The sequence below is a fragment of the Streptomyces sp. NPDC050625 genome (genome assembly GCF_040654755.1).
Classification (GTDB): Bacteria; Actinomycetota; Actinomycetes; order Streptomycetales; family Streptomycetaceae; genus Streptomyces.
In genome coordinates, this window is record NZ_JBFAIQ010000002.1 from 523454 (window position 1) to 542026 (window position 18573).

Here is an 18573-nt window from a genome sequence, read left to right on the forward strand (position 1 = left end):
CCGCCAAACTCCAGGCGCTGGTGGACGAGCTGAAAGACATGGGGGTCGGGCCCGGCTCTGAGACCCGCGTGGTGGTGTTCTCCGAGAGCATCCCCACCCTGCGATGGCTCGCCGAGACCGTACCGGCGGCCCTCGGCTTCCCGCGCACCGCGGTCCCGGCCGGGAAGAAGGACGAGAAGAAACCCTGGCTGGCCTTCGGCGGAGCGGTGCAGGTCATGCCCGGCGAGGCCACCACCGACCAGGAACAGCAGGACATCGTCGAGAAGTTCGGGCTGCGCGACGATCCCGTGCGCATCCTGTTCACCGGCGACGTCGCCTCCGAGGGCGTCAACCTCCACCAGCAGTGCCACCGCCTGGTCCACTACGACCTGCCGTGGTCCCTGATCCGCATCGAGCAGCGCAACGGCCGTATCGACCGCTACGGCCAGACGCACCGGCCCGAATTCCGCGCGCTTATCCTCACCGGCGACGTCCCCTGGCGCACGGACGAGACGACCGGAGAGCCCCGCACACTGGACGACCGCCTGGTGGGCGAGAAGCTCCTCGCACGCGAGGAGGAGGCCCACCGGATCGAGGGATCGGCCGAGGCGGTTACCGGCCTGTACCGGGCCAAGGAGGAGGAGAGCCGCCTCACCCAGGACCTGATTGCCGGCCGCACGGTCGAGGAGTCCATCAAGCAGTCCCAGCAGGGCGGGGCCGCCTTCCTCGCCGGGCTGCTCGGCCAGGTGGGCGCCGTGCACGACCAGCCGCAGGTCTCCCGCGCGGTGGTGCCCCGGCTCTTCGCGTCCACGGCCGACTACTTCGAGGAGGCGCTGAAGCAGGTCTGCCGCCCCAACCCGGAGAACATGCTGTCGCTGCGCCGCGACGACGACGGCACCATCGCCTTCGAACCGCCGCGGGACCTGCTCTACCGGCTCAAGGCGCTGCCCAAGTCGTATCTGGACGAGCCGGAGATCCTGCCCGGCAAGGACCGGCCGGCCCGGATGCGTGTCACCTTCTCCAAGGAGCTCGCGGCCCGGCGGCTGAAGGCCGCGCGGGAGACCGGCGACTCTCAGTGGCCGAACGTCTCCTACATCACTCCCTGAACTGACCGAGGCCCTGACCGGGCGGTTCCGCGAGCACCACGCGTTCTTGGTCCGGCTATGCGCCCTCGACCTGCTCGACACCATCCCCGGCGTCAACCAGACCACCGCCGAGGTGATCATCGCGGAGACCGGCGGTGACATGACCCGGTTCGCCTCCGCCAAGCACCTCGCGTCCTGGGCCGGGGTCTGCCCCGGCCACCACGAGTCCGCCGGCCGCACCAAGAACACCAAGGTCCGCCCCGGCAACCCCTACCTCAAGGGCGCCCTCGGGACCGCGGCATTCAGCGTGACGAGAAGCAAAGACACCTACCTGCAGGCCCGTTACAAGCGTCTGGCCGCCCGCCGAGGCCCGCTCAAGGCCCTCGTCGCCGTCGAGCACTCGATCATCACCGCCATCTGGCACATGCTCACCGACAACGTCCCCTACCACGAACTCGGCGGCACCTACTTCATCCAGCGTGACCCCGAACGCGCCACCCGCCAGGCCATCAACCGGCTGAACCAGCTCGGCTACACCGTCACCCTCAACCCGATCGAAGGCGCAGCCTGACCACCCACAGCCAAAGACCCGGCGGCCGCGACGACCACCGGGCACCCAACCCTGCCCAGACTCACCCTGACCTGGAGCTATTTACGCGTCAGAGACGCTCGCTACATGCCGGCAGAAACTTCTTCGATGAGGTCCCGGGCCGGTGTCTTGACGGAGTCGAGGAGGAGTTGGGCGACGTCGACGACCTGGATGGACTCCTTGGCCTTGCCCTCGTTCTTCTTGCCGTTCACGGAATCCGTGAGCATGACGAGGCAGAACGGGCAAGCGGTGGAGACGATGTCGGGGTTCAACGACAGGGCTTCATCAACACGCTCGTTGTTGATGCGCTTGCCGATCCGCTCCTCCATCCACATCCGGGCGCCGCCGGCGCCGCAGCAGAAGCCGCGCTCCTTGTGGCGGTGCATCTCCTCGTTCCTGAGACCAGGGACGTTGGCGATGATCTCGCGCGGGGGCGTGTAGATCTTGTTGTGGCGGCTCAGGTAGCAGGGGTCGTGGTAGGTGATGATGCCCTCGACCGGGGTGACGGGGATGAGCTTGCCCTCGTCGACCAGGTGCTGGAGCAGCTGGGTGTGGTGGATGACCTCGTAGTCGCCGCCGAGCTGCGGGTACTCGTTGCCGATGGTGTTGAGGCAGTGCGGGCAGGTCGCGACGATCTTCTTCGCCGACTTCGGCTTCTTCGTCGACTCGTCCACCTCTCCCTCCTCGTCCATGTCCTCGCCGAAGGCTATGTTCAGCGCGGCGACGTTCTCCATGCCGAGCTCCTGGAAGAGGGGCTCGTTGCCCAGGCGGCGGGCGGAGTCACCGGTGCACTTCTCGTCGCCGCCCATGATCGCGAACTTGACGCCCGCGATGTGCAGCAGCTCGGCGAAGGCCTTGGTGGTCTTCTTGGCCCGGTCCTCGAGGGCGCCGGCGCAGCCGACCCAGTACAGGTACTCGACCTCGGAGAGGTCCTCGATGTCCTTGCCGACGACCGGGATCTCGAAGTCGACCTCCTTGGTCCACTCCAGGCGCTGCTTCTTGGCCAGGCCCCAGGGGTTGCCCTTCTTCTCCAGGTTCTTGAGCATCGTGCCCGCCTCGGACGGGAACGCGGACTCGATCATGACCTGGTAGCGGCGCATGTCGACGATGTGGTCGACGTGTTCGATGTCCACCGGGCACTGCTCGACGCAGGCGCCGCAGGTGGTGCAGGACCACAGGACGTCCGGGTCGATGACGCCGTTCTCCTCGGCGGTGCCGATCAGCGGGCGCTCGGCCTCGGCCAGCGCGGCCGCGGGAACGTCCTTCAGCTGCTCCTCGGAGGCCTTCTCCTCGCCCTCCATGGTCTTGCCGCCGCCGGCCAGCAGGTACGGGGCCTTGGCGTGCGCGTGGTCGCGCAGCGACATGATCAGCAGCTTCGGCGACAGCGGCTTGCCGGTGTTCCAGGCGGGGCACTGCGACTGGCAGCGGCCGCACTCCGTGCAGGTGGAGAAGTCCAGCAGGCCCTTCCAGGAGAACTGCTCGACCTGGGAGACGCCGAAGACGTCGTCCTCACCGGGGTCGGTGAAGTCGATCGGCTTGCCGCCCGAGGTCATCGGCAGCAGCGCGCCGAGCGAGGTCTCGCCGTCCGCGTTCCGCTTGAACCAGATGTTCGGGAACGCCAGGAAGCGGTGCCAGGCCACACCCATGTCGGTCTTCAGCGAGACCACGATCATCCAGGTGAAGGAGGCCGCGATCTTCAGGCCGGCGAAGAAGTAGGTGAGGTTCTGGAGGGTGGAGACGTCCAGGCCCTTCAGCGCCGCGAGCACCGGGTACGAGAGGAAGAACGAGGCCTCGTAGCCGTCCACGTGGTGCTGGGCGCCCTCGAGCGCGTGCAGCATGAAGATGCAGACGCCGACGATGAGGATGATGGCCTCGACGAAGTACGCCTGGCCGGTGTTGGAGCCCGCGAAACGGGACTTGCGGCCCGCCCCGCCCGGCCGGGTCAGCTGCCGGATGGCGATCAGGACCAGGATGCCGACCACCGTCATGGTGCCGATGAACTCGACGTAGACGTTGTACGGCGCCCAGTCACCGATGACCGGCAGGATCCAGTCGGCCTTGAACAGCTGGCCGAAGGCGTTCACGATCGTCAGCAGCAGCGTGTAGAAGCCGATCGCCACGAACCAGTGCGCGACACCGACGATGCCCCAGCGGTTCATCCGGGTGTGCCCGAGGAACTCCCTGAGCAGCGTCAGGCTCCGCTGCTTCGGACGGTCGGTGCGGGTGCCCTTGGGGACGCTCTGCCCGAGCCGCACGAACAGAAAGTTCTGACGGATGGCTCGGGCGAACAGCGCCACACCCACCACCGCCATGACCAACGACGCGATGATCGCGGCGAGTTGCATGGTAAACGCCTTCAGTTTCTCGCGGGACTCAGCCCTTGCGGGTCTTGATCTCCTCGGTGAGCTGGGGAACGACCTCGAACAGGTCGCCGACCACGCCGTAGTCGACCAGGTCGAAGATCGGGGCCTCGGGGTCCTTGTTGACCGCGACGATGGTCTTCGAGGTCTGCATGCCGGCCCGGTGCTGGATCGCACCGGAGATGCCGTTGGCGATGTACAGCTGCGGCGAGACGGACTTGCCGGTCTGGCCGACCTGGTTGGTGTGCGGGTACCAGCCCGCGTCCACCGCGGCACGCGAGGCACCGACGGCCGCACCGAGGGAGTCGGCGACGGCCTCGATGATCGAGAAGTTCTCGGCACCGTTGACACCACGGCCGCCGGAGACCACGATCGCGGCCTCGGTCAGCTCCGGACGACCCGTCGACTCACGCGGCGTACGGCCCGTGATCTTCGTGCCGGTCGCCTGCTCGGAGAAGGACACCGACAGCGCCTCCACTGCACCCGCGGCCGGAGTGGCCTCCACGGCGGCCGAGTTCGGCTTGACCGTGATCACCGGCGTGCCCTTGGACACCCGGGACTTGGTGGTGAACGACGCGGCGAACACCGACTGCGTGGCCACCTGGCCCTCGTCGCCGGACTGAAGGTCGACGGCGTCGGTGATGATGCCCGAACCGATCCGCAGCGCCAGCCGCGCCGCGATCTCCTTGCCCTCCGCCGAGGACGGGACCAGCACGGCGGCCGGGGACACCTGCTCATAGGCGGCCTGCAGGGCGTCCACCTTCGGCACCACCAGGTACTCGGCGTACTCCGGGGCGTCGTGGGTCAGGACGCGGTTCACGCCGTGCTCGGCGAGCGTGGCAGCCGTATCGGCGGCGCCCTTGCCGAGGGCGACCGCAACCGGCTCGCCGATACGGCGGGCCAGGGTCAGCAGCTCCAGGGTGGGCTTGCGGACGGCACCGTCCACGTGGTCGATGTAGACGAGAACTTCAACCATGGGACTTCTTCTCTCCTGCTTGCGAAGTGTGAAGGGGCGGGAAGCGAGCGGGCCTCAGATGAACTTCTGCCTCGCGAGGAACTCGGCGAGCTGCTTGCCGCCCTCGCCCTCGTCCTTGACGATCGTGCCCGCGGTCCGCGCCGGACGCTCGGCCGCCGACTCCACCACCGTGTAGGCGTTCTCCAAGCCGACCTCGTCGGCCTCGATGTCCACATCCGACAGGTCCCAGGACTCAACCGGCTTCTTCTTCGCCGCCATGATCCCCTTGAACGACGGGTACCGCGCCTCACCCGACTGGTCCGTCACCGACACCACCGCCGGCAGCGACGCCTCCAACTGCTCGGAGGCGGCATCCCCGTCACGGCGGCCCTTCACCACCCCGTCCTCGACCGACACCTCAGACAGCAGCGTGACCTGCGGGACACCCAGACGCTCGGCCAGCAGCGCGGGAACGACACCCATGGTGCCGTCGGTGGAGGCCATGCCCGAGATCACCAGGTCGAAGCCGGCCCTCTCGACCGCCTTCGCCAGCACCAGCGAGGTGCCGATGGCGTCGGTGCCGTGCAGGTCGTCGTCCTCGACGTGGATCGCCTTGTCCGCACCCATGGACAGCGCCTTGCGCAGCGCGTCCTTGGCGTCCTCCGGACCCACCGTCAACACGGTCACCTCGGCGTCGCCGTCACCGTCATAGTTCTCGGCGATCTGCAGCGCCTGCTCGACCGCGTACTCGTCCAGCTCGGAGAGCAGACCGTCCACGTCGTCCCGGTCGACGGTCAGGTCATCGGCGAAGTGCCGGTCGCCAGTGGCGTCGGGCACGTACTTCACGGTAACCAGGATCTTCAGACTCATAACTTGTGTCCTGCCAATCAGGGTTGGGCTGCTTCGCGGCCGGCAGCGTTCTCGACGTGGCATCCCGGACAGCCAGATGTTCGGTCGGTTCGGGTGCAGGCTTCGCCGGCGAACGCCTCGAAGTCGGAGTTGTTTGCATGTCGACTTGTGGCGCTCTGCACGTGTTCGGCTTCCACGCGGATGCCCATTTCCATCGAGGTACGGCCCACGCAGTTAACTTGTGCGCGTTGGCATTACCACGTGTAGAAGCCTTGTCCGGTCTTGCGGCCGAGGTGCCCGGCCGCGACCTTCTCACGCAGGATGGCGGGCGGCTCGAAGTGTGGTCCGACCTCCTTCGCCAGATGTTCGGCGATGGCAAGCCGGACGTCGAGACCCACCACGTCCGTGGTCTTCAGAGGGCCCATCGGGTGTTTGTAGCCGAGCGTCATGGCGGTGTCGATGTCCGCAGCCGAGGCGACACCGTCCTGGAGCATCCGCATCGCTTCGAGGGCAAGTGCGACACCGAGGCGTGAGGAGGCGAAGCCTGGGGAGTCGGTCACCGTGATGGCCGTCTTGCCCAGGGCCTTCACCCACTCCTTGGCGTCGGCGACGAGATCCGCTGACGTCTTCGAGCCGATCACGATCTCCACCAGCTCGCTGGCGGGAACGGGGTTGAAGAAGTGCAGGCCGATAAACCGCTCCGGCCGCGCCAGCGACGTCGCGACGTTGTCGATGGAGAGAGAGCTGGTGTTGGTGGCCAGGAACGCCTCGGGGGCAAGCTCCTCCACGCGGGTGAGCACTGACGTCTTCAACTCGACGGACTCGGGGACCGCCTCGATGACGAGCACACACGAGGCGAGCGCCGACGCGTCTGTCGTCACGGTAAGGCGCTCCGCAACCTGCGGGAGCGGCTCGCGGAGCTTCCCGCGTTCGGCCGCCTTGGTGAGGCTGTCGCGAACACGCCCATCGGCCGCTGCCGCGGCTGCCTCGTCGGCCTCGATCACGGTCACCGAGGTGCCGGCCAGGAGGAAGGCGTGCGCTATGCCTGCTCCCATCCGGCCGCCACCGTAGACACCGACGCTGTTGGGAAGGCTCATGAGTTCTCCGATCCGAGGGTGACGTTCTCGATGACGACGGCGAGGGCCTGGCCGACGCCGATGCAGATAGCGGCGACACCCCATCGCTGCCGGTCGGTGATGAGCCGGTGGGCGAGGGTGCCGAGGATGCGCCCCCCGGATGCGCCGAGGGGGTGGCCGATCGCGATCGCACCGCCCCAGGTGTTGACGATGCCAGGGTCGATCTTCCAGGCATCGACGCAGGCCAGGGACTGGACCGCGAACGCCTCGTTGAGCTCCACGGCCTCGACGTCCGCCCACTCGATGCCGGCACGGGCGAGCGCGGCGTTGGCGGCCTCCACGGGCGCGAACCCGAAGTCCTGCGGCGCCAGCGCGTGGGCACCACGGCCGGCGATCCGGGCCAGCGGTGCGGTGCCGATGACCGAGGCGGCTTCCTCCGAGCCGACCACCAGGGCGGAGGCGCCGTCGTTGAGTGGAGATGCGTTGCCCGCTGTGATCGAGCCGTCGGGGCGGAACGACGGCTTCAGCCCGGCGAGCCTCTCCACCGTCGAGCCCGGCCTGATCCCCTCATCACAGGCCAGGTCGACGCCGGGGACAGCGACCACCAGGTCGTCGTACCGTCCGGCCGCCCAGGCCGCGTCGGCGAGCTGATGGGAGCGGACGGCGAAGGCGTCCTGGCGTTCCCGGGAGATCTGGAACCGGTCGGCAAGCTGCTCGTTGCACTCGCCCAGTGAGGCTGTCCATTCGGCCGGCATCTTCTCATTGATCAGCCGCCAACCGAGCGTGGTGGAGACAGCCGTGACATTGCCCGCAGGGTAGGCACGGGAGGGCTTGGGCAGTACCCACGGCGCACGGGTCATCGACTCCACGCCGCCCGCCAGCACGACGTGGGCGTCGCCGGTCTCGACGATCCGTGACGCGGTCATCGCGGCATCGAGCGAGGACCCGCAGAGCCGGTTGACCGTCGATCCGGGCAGCGAGACCGGCAGCCCGGCCAGCAGCACGGCCATGCGGGCGACATTGCGGTTGTCCTCGCCCGCGCCGTTGGCGTTGCCGAGGACGACGTCGCCGATCAGGGCCGGGTCCAGCTCGGGTACCTTCGCCAGCACGCCGTCGAGCGCCGTGGCGGCGAGGTCGTCAGGACGCACGCCGGCCAGGGCACCGCCGAAGCGGCCGAACGGCGTCCGCGCGGCGGCGTACAGGAAGGCGGAGGCCATCGAGGGTCCTTTCGGGCGATGAGCATGGTCTTTGTGCCGTGCTGGACGACAACGTCGTGCTGGTTGGTGACGCGCACCTCGAACTCCACGACGCCCCGGTCCGGCTTGGAGGACGACGGCCGCTGGGCTACGACGACGCAACCCATGCCTTCGCCCACGAGAGCGTGCGGGCCTTGGCACAGGCAGGCCTGACGGGCCTCGTCTTTCCCGAGCACCTCGGCGTAGTGATCCGCGCTGCCGGCGACACCGGGTGGTGTAGCGCGGGACACAGATGGTGCGACGACAGGCACGTTACTGACAATAGACAGGCCGCGCAAGGTCCAACATTTAGATGTGTGCAGGGCGCCCTGAGGAGCATGCCGTCAGCGAGTCCGATGTGCTGTGATGTGGCGCCTCAGGTAGGTGAGATGCTTGATCACCGCCGTCTCGCCTGCGTCCGGGTCCTGCCGCTGGATGGCCCGGACGATCTGCTGGTGCTGCTTGACGGTCTCGCGGCCGACCTCGGGCGAGAGGTCCAGGTAGTGCACCGGCTCTGTGGCGTGGTGAAGAGCAGTGACGAAGCTGGCCAGCACCCGATTGCCAGAGGCACGCGCAATCAAAGTGTGGAACTGGCGGTCGAGCTCTGGGATCTCGGGATCGTCCACCGATGCGGTCTTCTGCCGCTCAACGATCGCGGTCAACTGCTGGATGTGCTCGTCAGTCCGATTGACTGCCGCAAGGCGTACGGCAGGCACCTCGAGCTGCTGCCGCACCTCGGCCACCTCGTCGAACTCGATACTGCCCAGGGCGAGGAGGTTGTCGACCGACTCCATCATGACGTCGCCCAGCGAGTGGTAGTCGATCGACTGTACGAAGTTGCCGCCCCTGGCCCCAGGCACCTTTGTGATCAGATGTTGTGACGTCAGCACCCGCAGGGCCTCGCGCAAGGTCGTCCGGCTGACGTTGAATTGGCGCGCCAGTTCCGCCTCTGGAGGCAGCATCTCGCCGGACTTGAGCTCGCCGGACAGGATGGCGGCCCTGATGGTCTCCTCGACCTGCTCACGCGGCCGCAGCACCGTCCGGCCGATCACCTTGCGGGGTGCGTCGCCGTTCGCTTTCATGGCCATCTTGTTGCCCTCCCGTTTCTCTCATTGCCGATCACGCGCCGTAGCCGATGCGCTACGTGCCGGGCTAGTGGATGTTGATGTTACGTGCAAAGGGTGGCTAATGTCTGACGTTTGCACCTAGGCATAATGTATACCGTCGCGGCCTGTCGCAGGCGGGGTAATCTCTCCTCGGCGGAGACGGCGCCACGGCAGCAAACTCCTCCCCAAACACGCATGTTCAGCAGCGCCATGGCCCAGGAGAAGGGCACCAAGTCGGTCGGGGTGGCCTTCCAGCACTGCGGACTGACCGGCGACGTCGGCAACTGCCAGACCATGGTGATGCTCACCTACGCCACCGCCACAGGGCACGCCTTCATCGACCGCCGCCTGTACGTGCCCGAGGAGTGGACCTCGGACCGTGAGCGATGAAACGCCGTTCCTGCGGCGACGGCGCCAAGGGTGAAGGACTTTACGACTGGACGGCCTTCGCCGTCCAGGTGAAGGACGAGAGCCGTGCCGACGGCTTCACGCACTGGCTGGTGCTGCGCCGCAGCCTGCATCCCAACCGACGCGGCAAGGACGGCCGACTCCACCGCGAGATCACCTACTTCCTCGCACACGCCCCCGCAGGCGCCACTCGAGGGTGAGGAGTCGGTCGACAACCATCGGGGGCACGGGGACGTCGGCGCCGCGGACCGCCCGGTCGAGGGCGAGGTCGACGGCGGTGTGTTCCAACGGAGGGAGCTGCCTGTCGAGCACGGTCTCGGCGAGCGCACCGATGAGATCGCGGCGGCGCGAGGTGACCTGGCCGGCCCACTCGATGTCGTCGAGCCCGGCGGTTCGGTCACTGCTGAGGTCACTGCCGTCACTCGCAGGCCTTGACCATCAGGTGAATGTCCAACATTATGAGTGCCGTGCATATTGGTTCAGCTTGCGAGCTGTTGGTGATCTTCGCCCGAGCGGCAGAGGGTAGACAGGAAGAGTTCGTCGCGTGGTACGACACGGTCCACGTCCCTGAGGTCCTCGCGGCGTTTCCGGAGTTGACCGAGGCGGTGCGATACGACATCTCGGACATCAAACCCCACTCGGAGGCCAATCCATTCGGTGAGTTGGCCGAGGGGCGTCCCTTCGATTCGGTGGCCGTGTATCGCGTCCATGGGTCCGCGCGTGAGGTGTGGGCGCGGATACGGACGTCCGAGCTCACGCGATCTGATGCGTTTGACTACAGCAACCTCGGCGTCCTCTTCGCTACCGCCTGATCGGGCCGCAGGCCCGGCATACTCGAACTTAGTACGTACGGAGTCCCTAGTGGCTGATGCATTTATCGTTGATTTTGTTCGCACGCCCTTGGGGCGGCGCGGTGGTGGTCTCGCAAACATCCATCCGGCCGACCTGGGCGCTGCAGTCTTGGGAGCCCTCGTCGACCGCACCGGCGTGGACCCAGCCGTCGTCGACGATGTCGTCTTCGGTTGTCTGGATCCGATCGGTTCGCAGGCGGCCAACGTCGGCCGCACAAGCTGGCTCTCGGCCGGCCTTCCTGAGAGCGTGCCGGCGGTCACCATCGATCGTCAGTGCGGCTCGTCTCAGCAAGCCGTCCACTTTGCCGCGCAGGCCGTCATGAGCGGCACCGCCGATCTCGTGATCGCCGGCGGAGTCCAGTCGATGAGCCAAGTGCCGATCGCCGCAAGCTGGCAGACGGACACAGCTCCCGACCCGTTCTCCGGCTCGGTGGGCTTCCGCAAGAGGTACGGCGACCAGGAGATCACCCAGTTCCGCGCGGCGGAGCTGATCGCGGACCGTTGGGGCCTGACTCGTGCCGAGTTGGAGCAGTTTGCGCTGCTCAGCCACCAGCGCGCGGCCGCGGCCGTCAGTGCAGGCCTGTTCGACGCTCAGATCGTTCCCGTCGATGGTCTCTCCCGTGACGAGACTCCACGCCCCGACACTTCGCTGGAGAAGATGGCCGGCCTGCGTACCCTCACTGAGGGCGGGATGGTTACAGCGGCGACCTCGAGCCAGGTCGCCGACGGAGCGTCAGCCATGCTGGTCGCATCGGAGGCGGCACTCGCGCGCCATGGCCTGACCCCGCGGGCGCGGGTGCATCACATGACCGTCTTGGGGTCGGACCCGGTCTTCATGCTGACGGCTCCGATTCCGGCGACCAGGCAGGCTCTCGACCGTGCGGGCCTGAGCGTCGATGACATCGACCTGTTCGAGATCAACGAAGCGTTCGCGCCCGTCGTGCTGGCCTGGCTCCGCGACACCGGCATTCCGCTTGAGCGCACCAATGTCAATGGCGGCGCGATCGCGCTCGGCCATCCGCTCGGCGCTACCGGCGTGCGCATCATGGGCGACGTTCTGGCGGAGCTGGAGCGGCGTGGTGGCCGCTACGCACTGCAGACAATGTGCGAGGGCGGCGGACTCGCCAACGTCACAATCATCGAGCGCGTGTGAGGGAGAACATCGATATGGCAAACCTCCCGTTCCCGGGGCTGATGAATGAGCGGCCGCTGCTTTTGAGCGAGTTCGTCGAGCGTGCCGAGCGCTTCTTCCCGAACCAAGAGGTGATCTCGTTCCGTGGGAATGAGCGCACGGTTCGCACGATGGGGGAGACCGTTGAGCGCGTCCGGCGGCTCGCCTCCTCCCTCCAGCGTCTCGGTGTGGGCATCGGTGACCGAGTGGCGACCTTCTCCTGGAACACCCAGGAGCACCTCGAGCTTTATCTCGCCGTTCCTGCGATGGGTGCGGTTCTCCATCCGATCAACATCCGCGTCCACAGCGAAGAGATTCGGTTCATTGTCGATCACGCCGGCGACAAGATGGCCTTCATCGATGGTTCGCTGAGCGACCGTTTCCCCGAGGTGGAATCTCTTGCCTGCGAGGTCGTCATCGGTTCCGGTGAGCGGGCCGGAGCGCTTGACTACGAACGTCTCATCGCCGAGGGTGATCCCAACTTCGAGTTCCCTGTGATTCCGGAGAACTCCGCGGCCGGCATGTGCTACACGTCGGGCACAACGGGGACCCCGAAGGGCGTGGTTTACTCCCATCGCTCGACGGTGCTGCACACCTTGTTGCAGAGCCTGCCGGACTTCTACGCGATCGCCGAACGTGACACTGTATTTCCGATCGTGCCGATGTTCCACGCCAACGCATGGGGCCTGCCATACGCATGCTTCATGACAGGCGCCCGGCTCGTGCTGCCTGGCGAGAACTCTTCCCCTGAGCGACTGGCACAGATCATCGCCGACGAACGGGTGACCTTCGCCGCCGCGGTCCCGACGATCTGGCACGGCATCGCTTACCTGGACGACATCCCGGACCTGTCCTCCCTGCGCGACGTCATCGCTGGAGGCGCGCCGATCAGCGAGGCGTTGATGCGGCGTTTCGACGAGGTCGGCATCCCTGCGGTCATCGGATTCGGCATGACCGAATGCAATCCGCTCATCGGAGTGGGGCGCCCGCCGGCGCGACTCGTGCCCGACAGCCCGGAGTGGATGTCGGCACGTCTGGCCCAAGGGCGCCCGTTTCCGCTGATCGGTATACGCACCGATGAGTCCGTGGGCGGCGAAATGATGTTGACCGGAAATACCATCGCGTCGGCGTACTACGACGCTCCGGAGCAGAACCAGGACCGTTTCACCGAGGACGGATGGATGCGCACCGGTGACATCATCACGATGGACGAAGACGGCGTGATTCGACTTGTCGATCGCACCAAGGACCTCGTCAAGTCGGGCGGAGAGTGGATCTCCTCGGTCGAACTCGAGAACGCGATCGTGGCCCATCCGGACGTGCGCGAGGCGACGGTCGTCGCGGTCCCGAACGCTCAGTGGGGCGAGCGACCTTTTGCCTTCGTCACCCGAGTGGAAGGCTCGACCCTTAGTGGCCCCGAGCTCAGCGCCTTCCTTGAGGAGAGCGTGCCGCGCTGGTGGTTGCCTGACTTCATCGAATTCGTCCCCGAGATCGCGAAGACGAGCATCGGCAAGCTCGACAAGAAGGCGATGCGGCTGAAGGCCGCGGTGCTCGCCAGGTCCGTCGTCGGCTGATTCCTCATACCTCCACGTAAGGAACTTCATGAGCAACACCCTTGAGCGACCCCTGGCGGGGAAGGTCGCTGTCGTCACTGGCGCAAGCCGGGGTATCGGACAGGCGATTGCTGCCGCCTATGTCCGTGCCGGCGCCAAGGTCACCATCGCCGCCCGGACGGCCGACGCCCTCGCAGAGACGTGCGAGCTGGCGGACCCGACTGGAGAGCAGGTGCATACCGTCGTCGCGGACGTCACTGATCCTGCGGCAGGAGAGCTCATCCTCGGATCGACCCTTGAGCGCTTCGGTGGCGTCGACATCCTGGTGAACAACGCAGGCATGCACTACCCGACTCCGCTGCTGGAGACGTCCGCAGAAGACTGGACTGCCATCATCGACCTCAACCTCATCGCAGCGGTGAATCTGACCCGCAGCATCGGGGCAGAGCTCGTGCGCCGCCGCAAGGGCACGGTCATCAACATCACATCCGCTTGGGCTACGCGGGCGGTTCCTCAGCACACTGCCTATGTGACGTCGAAGGCGGCGTTGGCTCACTTCACTCGCGCACTCGCGCGCGAGTGGGCCCGCCACAACGTGACGGTGAATGCGATCGCACCAGGCTACTTCGCCACAGAGATCACCAAAGAAGGAATGGCCGACCCGAAGACGAACGAGGTCATGCTTTCTGCGATCCCGCAGCGTCGTGTGGCGGAGCCTTCCGAGTTGGGTCCGCTGGCAGTGTTCCTCGCGTCCGATGCTGCGACCTATGTCACCGGCTCCAGCTTTGCGATCGATGGCGGGATGGCGCTGACGTGAGTATGCCGACGTACGCCCCGATGTGGATCGATGAGGAGCTCGGTGACGTGGCCGCCATGGCGCGGTCGTTCTTCGAGCGAATGGTCGTACCAAACATCGCACGCTTCGAAAAGCAGCACCAGGCAGACCCCGAGACGTGGTTGGAGGCAGGGAAGGCCGGCCTGCTCTGCCCGAGCGTTCCCGAGGAGTACGGCGGAGGCGGGGGGACGTTTCTCCACGAGGCCGTCGTGCTGTGGGAACAGAGCCGAGTGGGCGACGACACGATCGCTTACGCGATCCACTCCACCATCGTGGCCCACTACGTCCTCAACTACGGCGACGAGGAGCAGCGCCGCCGTTGGCTTCCAGCGCTGGCCAGCGGCGAATGTATCGGCGCGGTCGCGATGACCGAACCGGGCACGGGCAGCGACCTCAAGAGGATCGCGACGAGCGCCCGGCGCGACGGGGACCACTACGTCCTCAATGGTGCCAAGACTTTCATCACCAACGGCGCGTTGGCCGGGTTGATCGTGGCGGTGGTGCGGACCGGCGGCCCCGGCGCCCGCGGGCTCTCGCTGCTTCTGGTAGATGGCGATGCGCCTGGCCTGACCCGGGGCGCTCCGCTGGACAAGATGGGCCAGCGTGGCCAGGACACCCGTGAGCTGTTCTTCGACGACGTCCGGGTGCCGGTCGGCAACCTGCTGGGCGAGGAGGGTGGCGCGTTCGGCTATCTGATGGCGCAGCTTCCCCAGGAGCGCTTGGCCATCGCGATCGGCGCGGTCGCCCAGGCCGAGCTCGCCGTCGAACTGGCGGTGGCCCACGCCAAGGAGCGCGAAGCCTTCAACGGCACACTGTGGGACCTGCAGAACACCAGGTTCGTGCTCGCCCAGTGCGCCACCGAGGTGAAGGCGGCCCGGGTCTTCCTGGACCACTGCATCGCCCTCCATGCCCATGGCGAGCTCGATGCGGCGACCGCCTCACAGATCAAGCTCTTGGCCACGGACATGCTCTTCACTGTCGCCGACCGCTGTGTGCAGGTCTTCGGCGGCTACGGATACATCCTGGAGTACCCCGTCGCGCGCATCTTCGCCGGCGCTCGCGTGCAACGCATCTACGGCGGGGCGAACGAAGTGATGAAGGAGCTCATCGCCCGCTCCATGTAGCCGGTGGGCGTCCCCGCCGCGCGTCTCTGGGCAGGCGCGCGGCGCGGAGCCCTGCCCTCATGCCGCTTACGAGGGCCACAGCTCATCCCCCTTTGGACCAACATTGACAGTAGGTTCTAATGTCGGACATTCTTGAGCCTGTGAAGGCCGTTACATCTCCCCTCGCCGGCATCCGCGTCGTCGACATGACGACGAGTTACGCCGGTCCTACCGCCTCGATGTATCTCGCTGATCTCGGTGCCGATGTGGTCAAGGTGGAGAACCCGCTGCACGGCGACGACACTCGCCAGTGGGGCCCGCCGTTCGTGTCCGGTGCGTCGGCGTGGTTCGCCTCTGCCAACCGCAACAAGGCCTCGGTCGCGATCAACCTGCGTGACTCCGAGGGCAAGGAACTGCTGCTGGCACTGCTGGACACCGCCGACGTGTTCTTGCAGAACATGAACCCCGCGAAGCTGGAGCGCATGGGGATCGATGGGCCGACGTTGCTCAGCCGGAACCCGAGGCTGGTCTACTGCGCAATGTCGGGCTTCGGGCTCACCGGGCCCGACAGTGGCCTACCCGGCTATGACCTTGTTGCCCAGGCGCGATCGGGACTCATGTCGGTAACGGGCGCCAAGGGCGGGACTCCTCAACGTGTCTCGACCGCACTGTCGGACATTGCGACCGGCATGTGCGCTGCCATCGCCATCAACGCCGCCCTCGTGCGTCAGCAACGCGAGGGGGTCGGTGAAATCGTCGATGTCTCTCTTCTCGACACCGATCTGGCGCTGATGGCCCCGCGCATCGCGGCATACAGCGCAGGCGAGACCGAGCCTGCGCCCAGTGGCGGCACCGATTCCGTACTCGCGGTCTATCAGCCGTTCGAGACCCGGGATCGTTCGATTGTCGTGGCTATCGGAAACGATGCCATGTGGCAGCGCTTCTGCGGGGTGGTCGATCTTCCCGAGCTGGCTGCCGATCCGGACCTCTTGGACAATGCGGGTCGCCGCCTTCACCGCGAGCGAATCACCTCCGCTGTCGCGGTGCGACTCGCCGATCGCACGGCCGACGAATGGCTGGCACGGCTTTCCGCTGCCGATGTCCCGGCGGCGCCGGTGCAGTCGCTGTCCGAGGTGGTGCGAGATCCTCAAGTGATCGCCCGGGGAACATTGCTCCCAGTGCCAGGCTACGAAGGCGAACTGGTCAGCCTGCGGCCTCCGTTCCGCCTCGCCTCGATGCCCGAGTTGCGCAACGACCCCTTCCCGGCACTAGGTGCCGACAGCCACGCCCTGCTCACCGAGCTTGGGTACAGCGCGGAGGTTATCCATGACTTGGTGCAGCGGCAGATCGTCGGCATGCCCCACGACCTCGAAAGGACCCAGCGATGACCGATGACGTGCTGCACGCCGAGCGCAGCGGCGACGTACTGACCCTGACGATCAACCGGCCCGAGGCTTTCAACGCCCTCAACGCCGCAGTGCTGGACGGCCTGGCGGACGCCGTTTCGGACGTGGCCACCAGCGGGGTCAGGGCGATCGTGGTGACCGGCTCGGGGGAGAAGGCGTTCTGCGCCGGCGCAGACCTGAAGGAGCTCGCGGACCTCGACGTCGACCAGGCCAGGGTGCTGCTCGCTCGAGGCCAGGGGGTCTTCCGGTCCCTGGAGCGCTGTGGTGTACCTGCCATCGCCGCGGTCAACGGGCTGGCGTTGGGAGGCGGGTTCGAGCTCGTCCTGTCGTGCACCTTCGCCATCGTGTCCCACCGGGCGAGCCTCGGCCTGCCCGAGGCCGGCCTCGGCCTGATCCCCGGGTACGGCGGCACTCAGCGGCTCCCTCGTGCCGTGGGGCCGCAAGTGGCGGCACACGTCATGCTCACCGGCGAGCGGATCAGCGCAGACCGGGCACATGCACTGGGCTTGGCCCCGCTGCCACCGGTCGCGCCGGAGGAGCTGCTGAACTCCGCCCACGATGTGGCCGCGCGGATCGTGTCGAAGGGACCGCTGGCAGTGCGGGCCATCCTCGAAGCAATGGACCGTGGCCGTGACGCCTCGCTGGAGGCGGGGCTGGCGCTCGAGGCGAGCCTCGCCGTGGCGGCCACCGCCGGCGCTGAGTCCACCGAGGGCGTGGCCGCCTTCCTGGAGCGACGCGACCCTCGCTTCCCCGCTCCGGATGCCACGCAGGAGGCCCGATGACCGCGCTCACGCTCGACTCCGATCCCGGTGCCTATTTGGCGCTGCACGACGCGCTCGACGAGCCGGTCGCCGACGCCGCGCTGACGCCGCGTGAGCAGCAGGTCCGTCGGTTGGCCCGCGAGCTCGTCGCCGAGCGGATCGCGCCCCGCGCCCGGGAGACCGACCTGACGCATCGATTCCCCGAGGACGGCGTCGCCGAGCTCAGCCGCGCCGGCCTCGGCGGGCTGCTCTTCCCGGAGCGCCTGGGCGGCTCGGCCGACTCCAACGTCTCCTACGCCGTCGCGATGGAGGAGATCGCGGCCGGCTGCGCCGCCACCAGCCTGGTCTTCATGACCCAGATGCACGCGGCGTACCCGATCCTGCTCGCAGGCGACGCGGCGCTGCAGGAGCGCTACATCCCCGGCCTGCTCGACGGGTCGCGCTACGGCTCGCTCGGGATCACCGAGCCCGACGCCGGCTCCGACGTCGCCGGCCTCACCACTACCGCGCGGCGCAACGGCGACAGTTGGGTGCTGAGCGGACAGAAGACCTTCATCACGACCGGCGACCGCGCCGACGTGATCATCTGCTTCGCCACGGTGGACCGCGGAAAGGGCCGCGACGGTGTCACCGCGTTCGTCGTCGAGGGCGGCTGGGACGGGGTGGGTCACGGCAAGCCGTTCGACAAGCTCGGCATGCACGGCTCCAGCACCGCCGAGTTGTTCTTCGACGGCGTGCGGATCCCGTCCGGCAACCTGCTCGGGAACGCGGGCGGCGGCTGGGCGATCGTGATGAGCTCGGTGGTCAAGTCCCGGATCAGCGCCGCCGCCCAAGGCGTCGGTCTCGCCCGGGCAGCGTACGCCAGGACCCTGTCGGCGCTGGTGCGCGAGCACGGCCCCAAGCTGCCCGACGAGCTGGCCTTCGCCCTCGCCGACCTGCGCGGCCGGATCCTGCAGGGCCGGCTGCTGCTACACGCGGTGGCCAGGCAGGTCGACGCCGACCCGAAGACCACGCCGGGCCAGATCGGCATCATGAAGCAGTCCTGCACCGACCTCGGCTGGCAGACGGCCGTCGCCGCGACCCGGCTGCTCGGCCCCCTCGGTGACCTCTCCGAGCTAGGCGTCGAGCGATGTCTGCGTGACGCCAAGGTCACCCAGATCTACGACGGCACCAACGAGATCCAGCGGCTCCTCATCGGCCGCGAGACAGGACGGGCCGTCGCGGCCCTGGCCCACTGACACCACCCCCGAC

Annotated in this window: 18 protein-coding genes; 12 read left to right on the forward strand and 6 right to left on the reverse strand. The window is 67.3% G+C overall.

The features are described from left to right. Positions 1-20 precede the first annotated feature (20 nt). Together AB0I54_RS06535 and AB0I54_RS06540 are read left to right on the forward strand one after the other, a co-directional pair. Complete coding sequence (locus AB0I54_RS06535; RefSeq protein WP_363294774.1) at positions 21-1085, forward strand: helicase-related protein; 1065 nt, start codon at positions 21-23, stop codon at positions 1083-1085. A gap of 46 nt (positions 1086-1131) precedes the next feature. Then, positions 1132-1635: a transposase gene (locus AB0I54_RS06540; RefSeq protein WP_363294775.1), complete on the forward strand. Its 504-nt coding sequence runs from the start codon at positions 1132-1134 to the stop codon at positions 1633-1635. A gap of 101 nt (positions 1636-1736) precedes the next feature. Here AB0I54_RS06540 and AB0I54_RS06545 read toward each other — a convergent pair whose 3' ends face one another. The 6 genes from AB0I54_RS06545 to AB0I54_RS06570 all read right to left on the reverse strand — a co-directional run bounded on the left by AB0I54_RS06545 (position 1737) and on the right by AB0I54_RS06570 (position 9216). After that, the gene (locus AB0I54_RS06545; protein WP_363294776.1) at positions 1737-3998 is read right to left on the reverse strand and encodes a (Fe-S)-binding protein; all 2262 of its coding nucleotides are present in this window, start codon (positions 3996-3998) and stop codon (positions 1737-1739) included. 28 nt (positions 3999-4026) lie between these two features. After that, entirely contained in the window at positions 4027-4989 is a 963-nt protein-coding gene (locus tag AB0I54_RS06550) for an electron transfer flavoprotein subunit alpha/FixB family protein (protein ID WP_363294777.1), read from the reverse strand. A 54-nt stretch (positions 4990-5043) separates the two neighbouring features. Further along, positions 5044-5838: an electron transfer flavoprotein subunit beta/FixA family protein gene (locus AB0I54_RS06555; protein WP_363294778.1), complete on the reverse strand. Its 795-nt coding sequence runs from the start codon at positions 5836-5838 to the stop codon at positions 5044-5046. 233 nt (positions 5839-6071) lie between these two features. After that, a complete protein-coding gene (locus AB0I54_RS06560) occupies positions 6072-6914 on the reverse strand; it encodes a 3-hydroxyacyl-CoA dehydrogenase family protein (RefSeq protein WP_363294779.1) in 843 nt (280 codons plus the stop codon). Beyond that, on the reverse strand, positions 6911-8110 hold the full coding sequence (locus AB0I54_RS06565) for a thiolase family protein (RefSeq protein ID WP_363294780.1): 1200 nt from the start codon (positions 8108-8110) through the stop codon (positions 6911-6913). Before AB0I54_RS06565 ends, AB0I54_RS06560 begins: the two co-directional genes overlap by 4 nt. Before the next feature lie 362 nt (positions 8111-8472). Continuing rightward, positions 8473-9216, reverse strand: coding sequence for a FadR/GntR family transcriptional regulator (locus AB0I54_RS06570; protein WP_363294781.1), 744 nt, complete (start codon positions 9214-9216; stop codon positions 8473-8475). Positions 9217-9429: 213 nt separating this feature from the next. Between AB0I54_RS06570 and AB0I54_RS06575 the strand changes: the two genes are divergently transcribed. From AB0I54_RS06575 to AB0I54_RS06620, 10 genes are all read left to right on the forward strand, one after another. After that, on the forward strand, positions 9430-9624 hold the full coding sequence (locus AB0I54_RS06575; RefSeq protein ID WP_363294782.1) for a transposase: 195 nt from the start codon (positions 9430-9432) through the stop codon (positions 9622-9624). Continuing rightward, positions 9621-9842: a hypothetical protein gene (locus AB0I54_RS06580; RefSeq protein ID WP_363294783.1), complete on the forward strand. Its 222-nt coding sequence runs from the start codon at positions 9621-9623 to the stop codon at positions 9840-9842. The genes AB0I54_RS06575 and AB0I54_RS06580 overlap by 4 nt, the downstream gene beginning before the upstream one ends. 246 nt (positions 9843-10088) lie before the next feature. Continuing rightward, on the forward strand, positions 10089-10454 hold the full coding sequence (locus tag AB0I54_RS06585) for a hypothetical protein (RefSeq protein WP_363294784.1): 366 nt from the start codon (positions 10089-10091) through the stop codon (positions 10452-10454). A gap of 49 nt (positions 10455-10503) precedes the next feature. Next, positions 10504-11646, forward strand: a complete 1143-nt coding sequence (locus AB0I54_RS06590) for an acetyl-CoA C-acetyltransferase (RefSeq protein WP_363294785.1) — start codon at positions 10504-10506, stop codon at positions 11644-11646. Then, positions 11643-13238, forward strand: a complete 1596-nt coding sequence (locus AB0I54_RS06595) for a long-chain-fatty-acid--CoA ligase (protein ID WP_363294786.1) — start codon at positions 11643-11645, stop codon at positions 13236-13238. The genes AB0I54_RS06590 and AB0I54_RS06595 overlap by 4 nt, the downstream gene beginning before the upstream one ends. A 28-nt stretch (positions 13239-13266) precedes the next feature. Next, positions 13267-14034 carry a glucose 1-dehydrogenase gene (locus AB0I54_RS06600; protein WP_363294787.1) on the forward strand — a complete coding sequence of 256 codons (768 nt, stop codon included), beginning with the start codon at positions 13267-13269 and terminating at the stop codon, positions 14032-14034. Between the two features lie 20 nt (positions 14035-14054). Further along, positions 14055-15176 (forward strand): acyl-CoA dehydrogenase family protein, encoded by a 1122-nt coding sequence (locus tag AB0I54_RS06605; protein WP_363294788.1) that lies wholly within the window; start codon positions 14055-14057, stop codon positions 15174-15176. Positions 15177-15295: 119 nt separating this feature from the next. Next, positions 15296-16543, forward strand: coding sequence for a CoA transferase (locus AB0I54_RS06610; protein ID WP_363294789.1), 1248 nt, complete (start codon positions 15296-15298; stop codon positions 16541-16543). Next, complete coding sequence (locus tag AB0I54_RS06615; RefSeq protein ID WP_363294790.1) at positions 16540-17343, forward strand: enoyl-CoA hydratase-related protein; 804 nt, start codon at positions 16540-16542, stop codon at positions 17341-17343. Before AB0I54_RS06610 ends, AB0I54_RS06615 begins: the two co-directional genes overlap by 4 nt. Next, entirely contained in the window at positions 17340-18560 is a 1221-nt protein-coding gene (locus AB0I54_RS06620; RefSeq protein WP_363294791.1) for an acyl-CoA dehydrogenase family protein, read from the forward strand. Before AB0I54_RS06615 ends, AB0I54_RS06620 begins: the two co-directional genes overlap by 4 nt. Positions 18561-18573 lie beyond the last annotated feature (13 nt).

What these genes read in the sequence shown, in the direction of transcription:
- AB0I54_RS06545 (WP_363294776.1), bottom strand. Translation starts at nt 3,998, where the DNA reads ATGCAACTCGCCGCGATCATCGCGTCGTTGGTCATGGCGGTGGTGGGT.
- AB0I54_RS06550 (WP_363294777.1), bottom strand. Translation starts at nt 4,989, where the DNA reads ATGGTTGAAGTTCTCGTCTACATCGACCACGTGGACGGTGCCGTCCGC.
- AB0I54_RS06555 (WP_363294778.1), bottom strand. Translation starts at nt 5,838, where the DNA reads ATGAGTCTGAAGATCCTGGTTACCGTGAAGTACGTGCCCGACGCCACT.
- AB0I54_RS06560 (WP_363294779.1), bottom strand. Translation starts at nt 6,914, where the DNA reads ATGAGCCTTCCCAACAGCGTCGGTGTCTACGGTGGCGGCCGGATGGGA.
- AB0I54_RS06565 (WP_363294780.1), bottom strand. Translation starts at nt 8,110, where the DNA reads ATGGCCTCCGCCTTCCTGTACGCCGCCGCGCGGACGCCGTTCGGCCGC.
- AB0I54_RS06570 (WP_363294781.1), bottom strand. Translation starts at nt 9,216, where the DNA reads ATGGCCATGAAAGCGAACGGCGACGCACCCCGCAAGGTGATCGGCCGG.
- AB0I54_RS06575 (WP_363294782.1), top strand. Translation starts at nt 9,430, where the DNA reads ATGTTCAGCAGCGCCATGGCCCAGGAGAAGGGCACCAAGTCGGTCGGG.
- AB0I54_RS06580 (WP_363294783.1), top strand. Translation starts at nt 9,621, where the DNA reads ATGAAACGCCGTTCCTGCGGCGACGGCGCCAAGGGTGAAGGACTTTAC.
- AB0I54_RS06585 (WP_363294784.1), top strand. Translation starts at nt 10,089, where the DNA reads ATGTCCAACATTATGAGTGCCGTGCATATTGGTTCAGCTTGCGAGCTG.
- AB0I54_RS06600 (WP_363294787.1), top strand. Translation starts at nt 13,267, where the DNA reads ATGAGCAACACCCTTGAGCGACCCCTGGCGGGGAAGGTCGCTGTCGTC.
- AB0I54_RS06605 (WP_363294788.1), top strand. Translation starts at nt 14,055, where the DNA reads ATGTGGATCGATGAGGAGCTCGGTGACGTGGCCGCCATGGCGCGGTCG.
- AB0I54_RS06610 (WP_363294789.1), top strand. Translation starts at nt 15,296, where the DNA reads ATGTCGGACATTCTTGAGCCTGTGAAGGCCGTTACATCTCCCCTCGCC.
- AB0I54_RS06615 (WP_363294790.1), top strand. Translation starts at nt 16,540, where the DNA reads ATGACCGATGACGTGCTGCACGCCGAGCGCAGCGGCGACGTACTGACC.
- AB0I54_RS06620 (WP_363294791.1), top strand. Translation starts at nt 17,340, where the DNA reads ATGACCGCGCTCACGCTCGACTCCGATCCCGGTGCCTATTTGGCGCTG.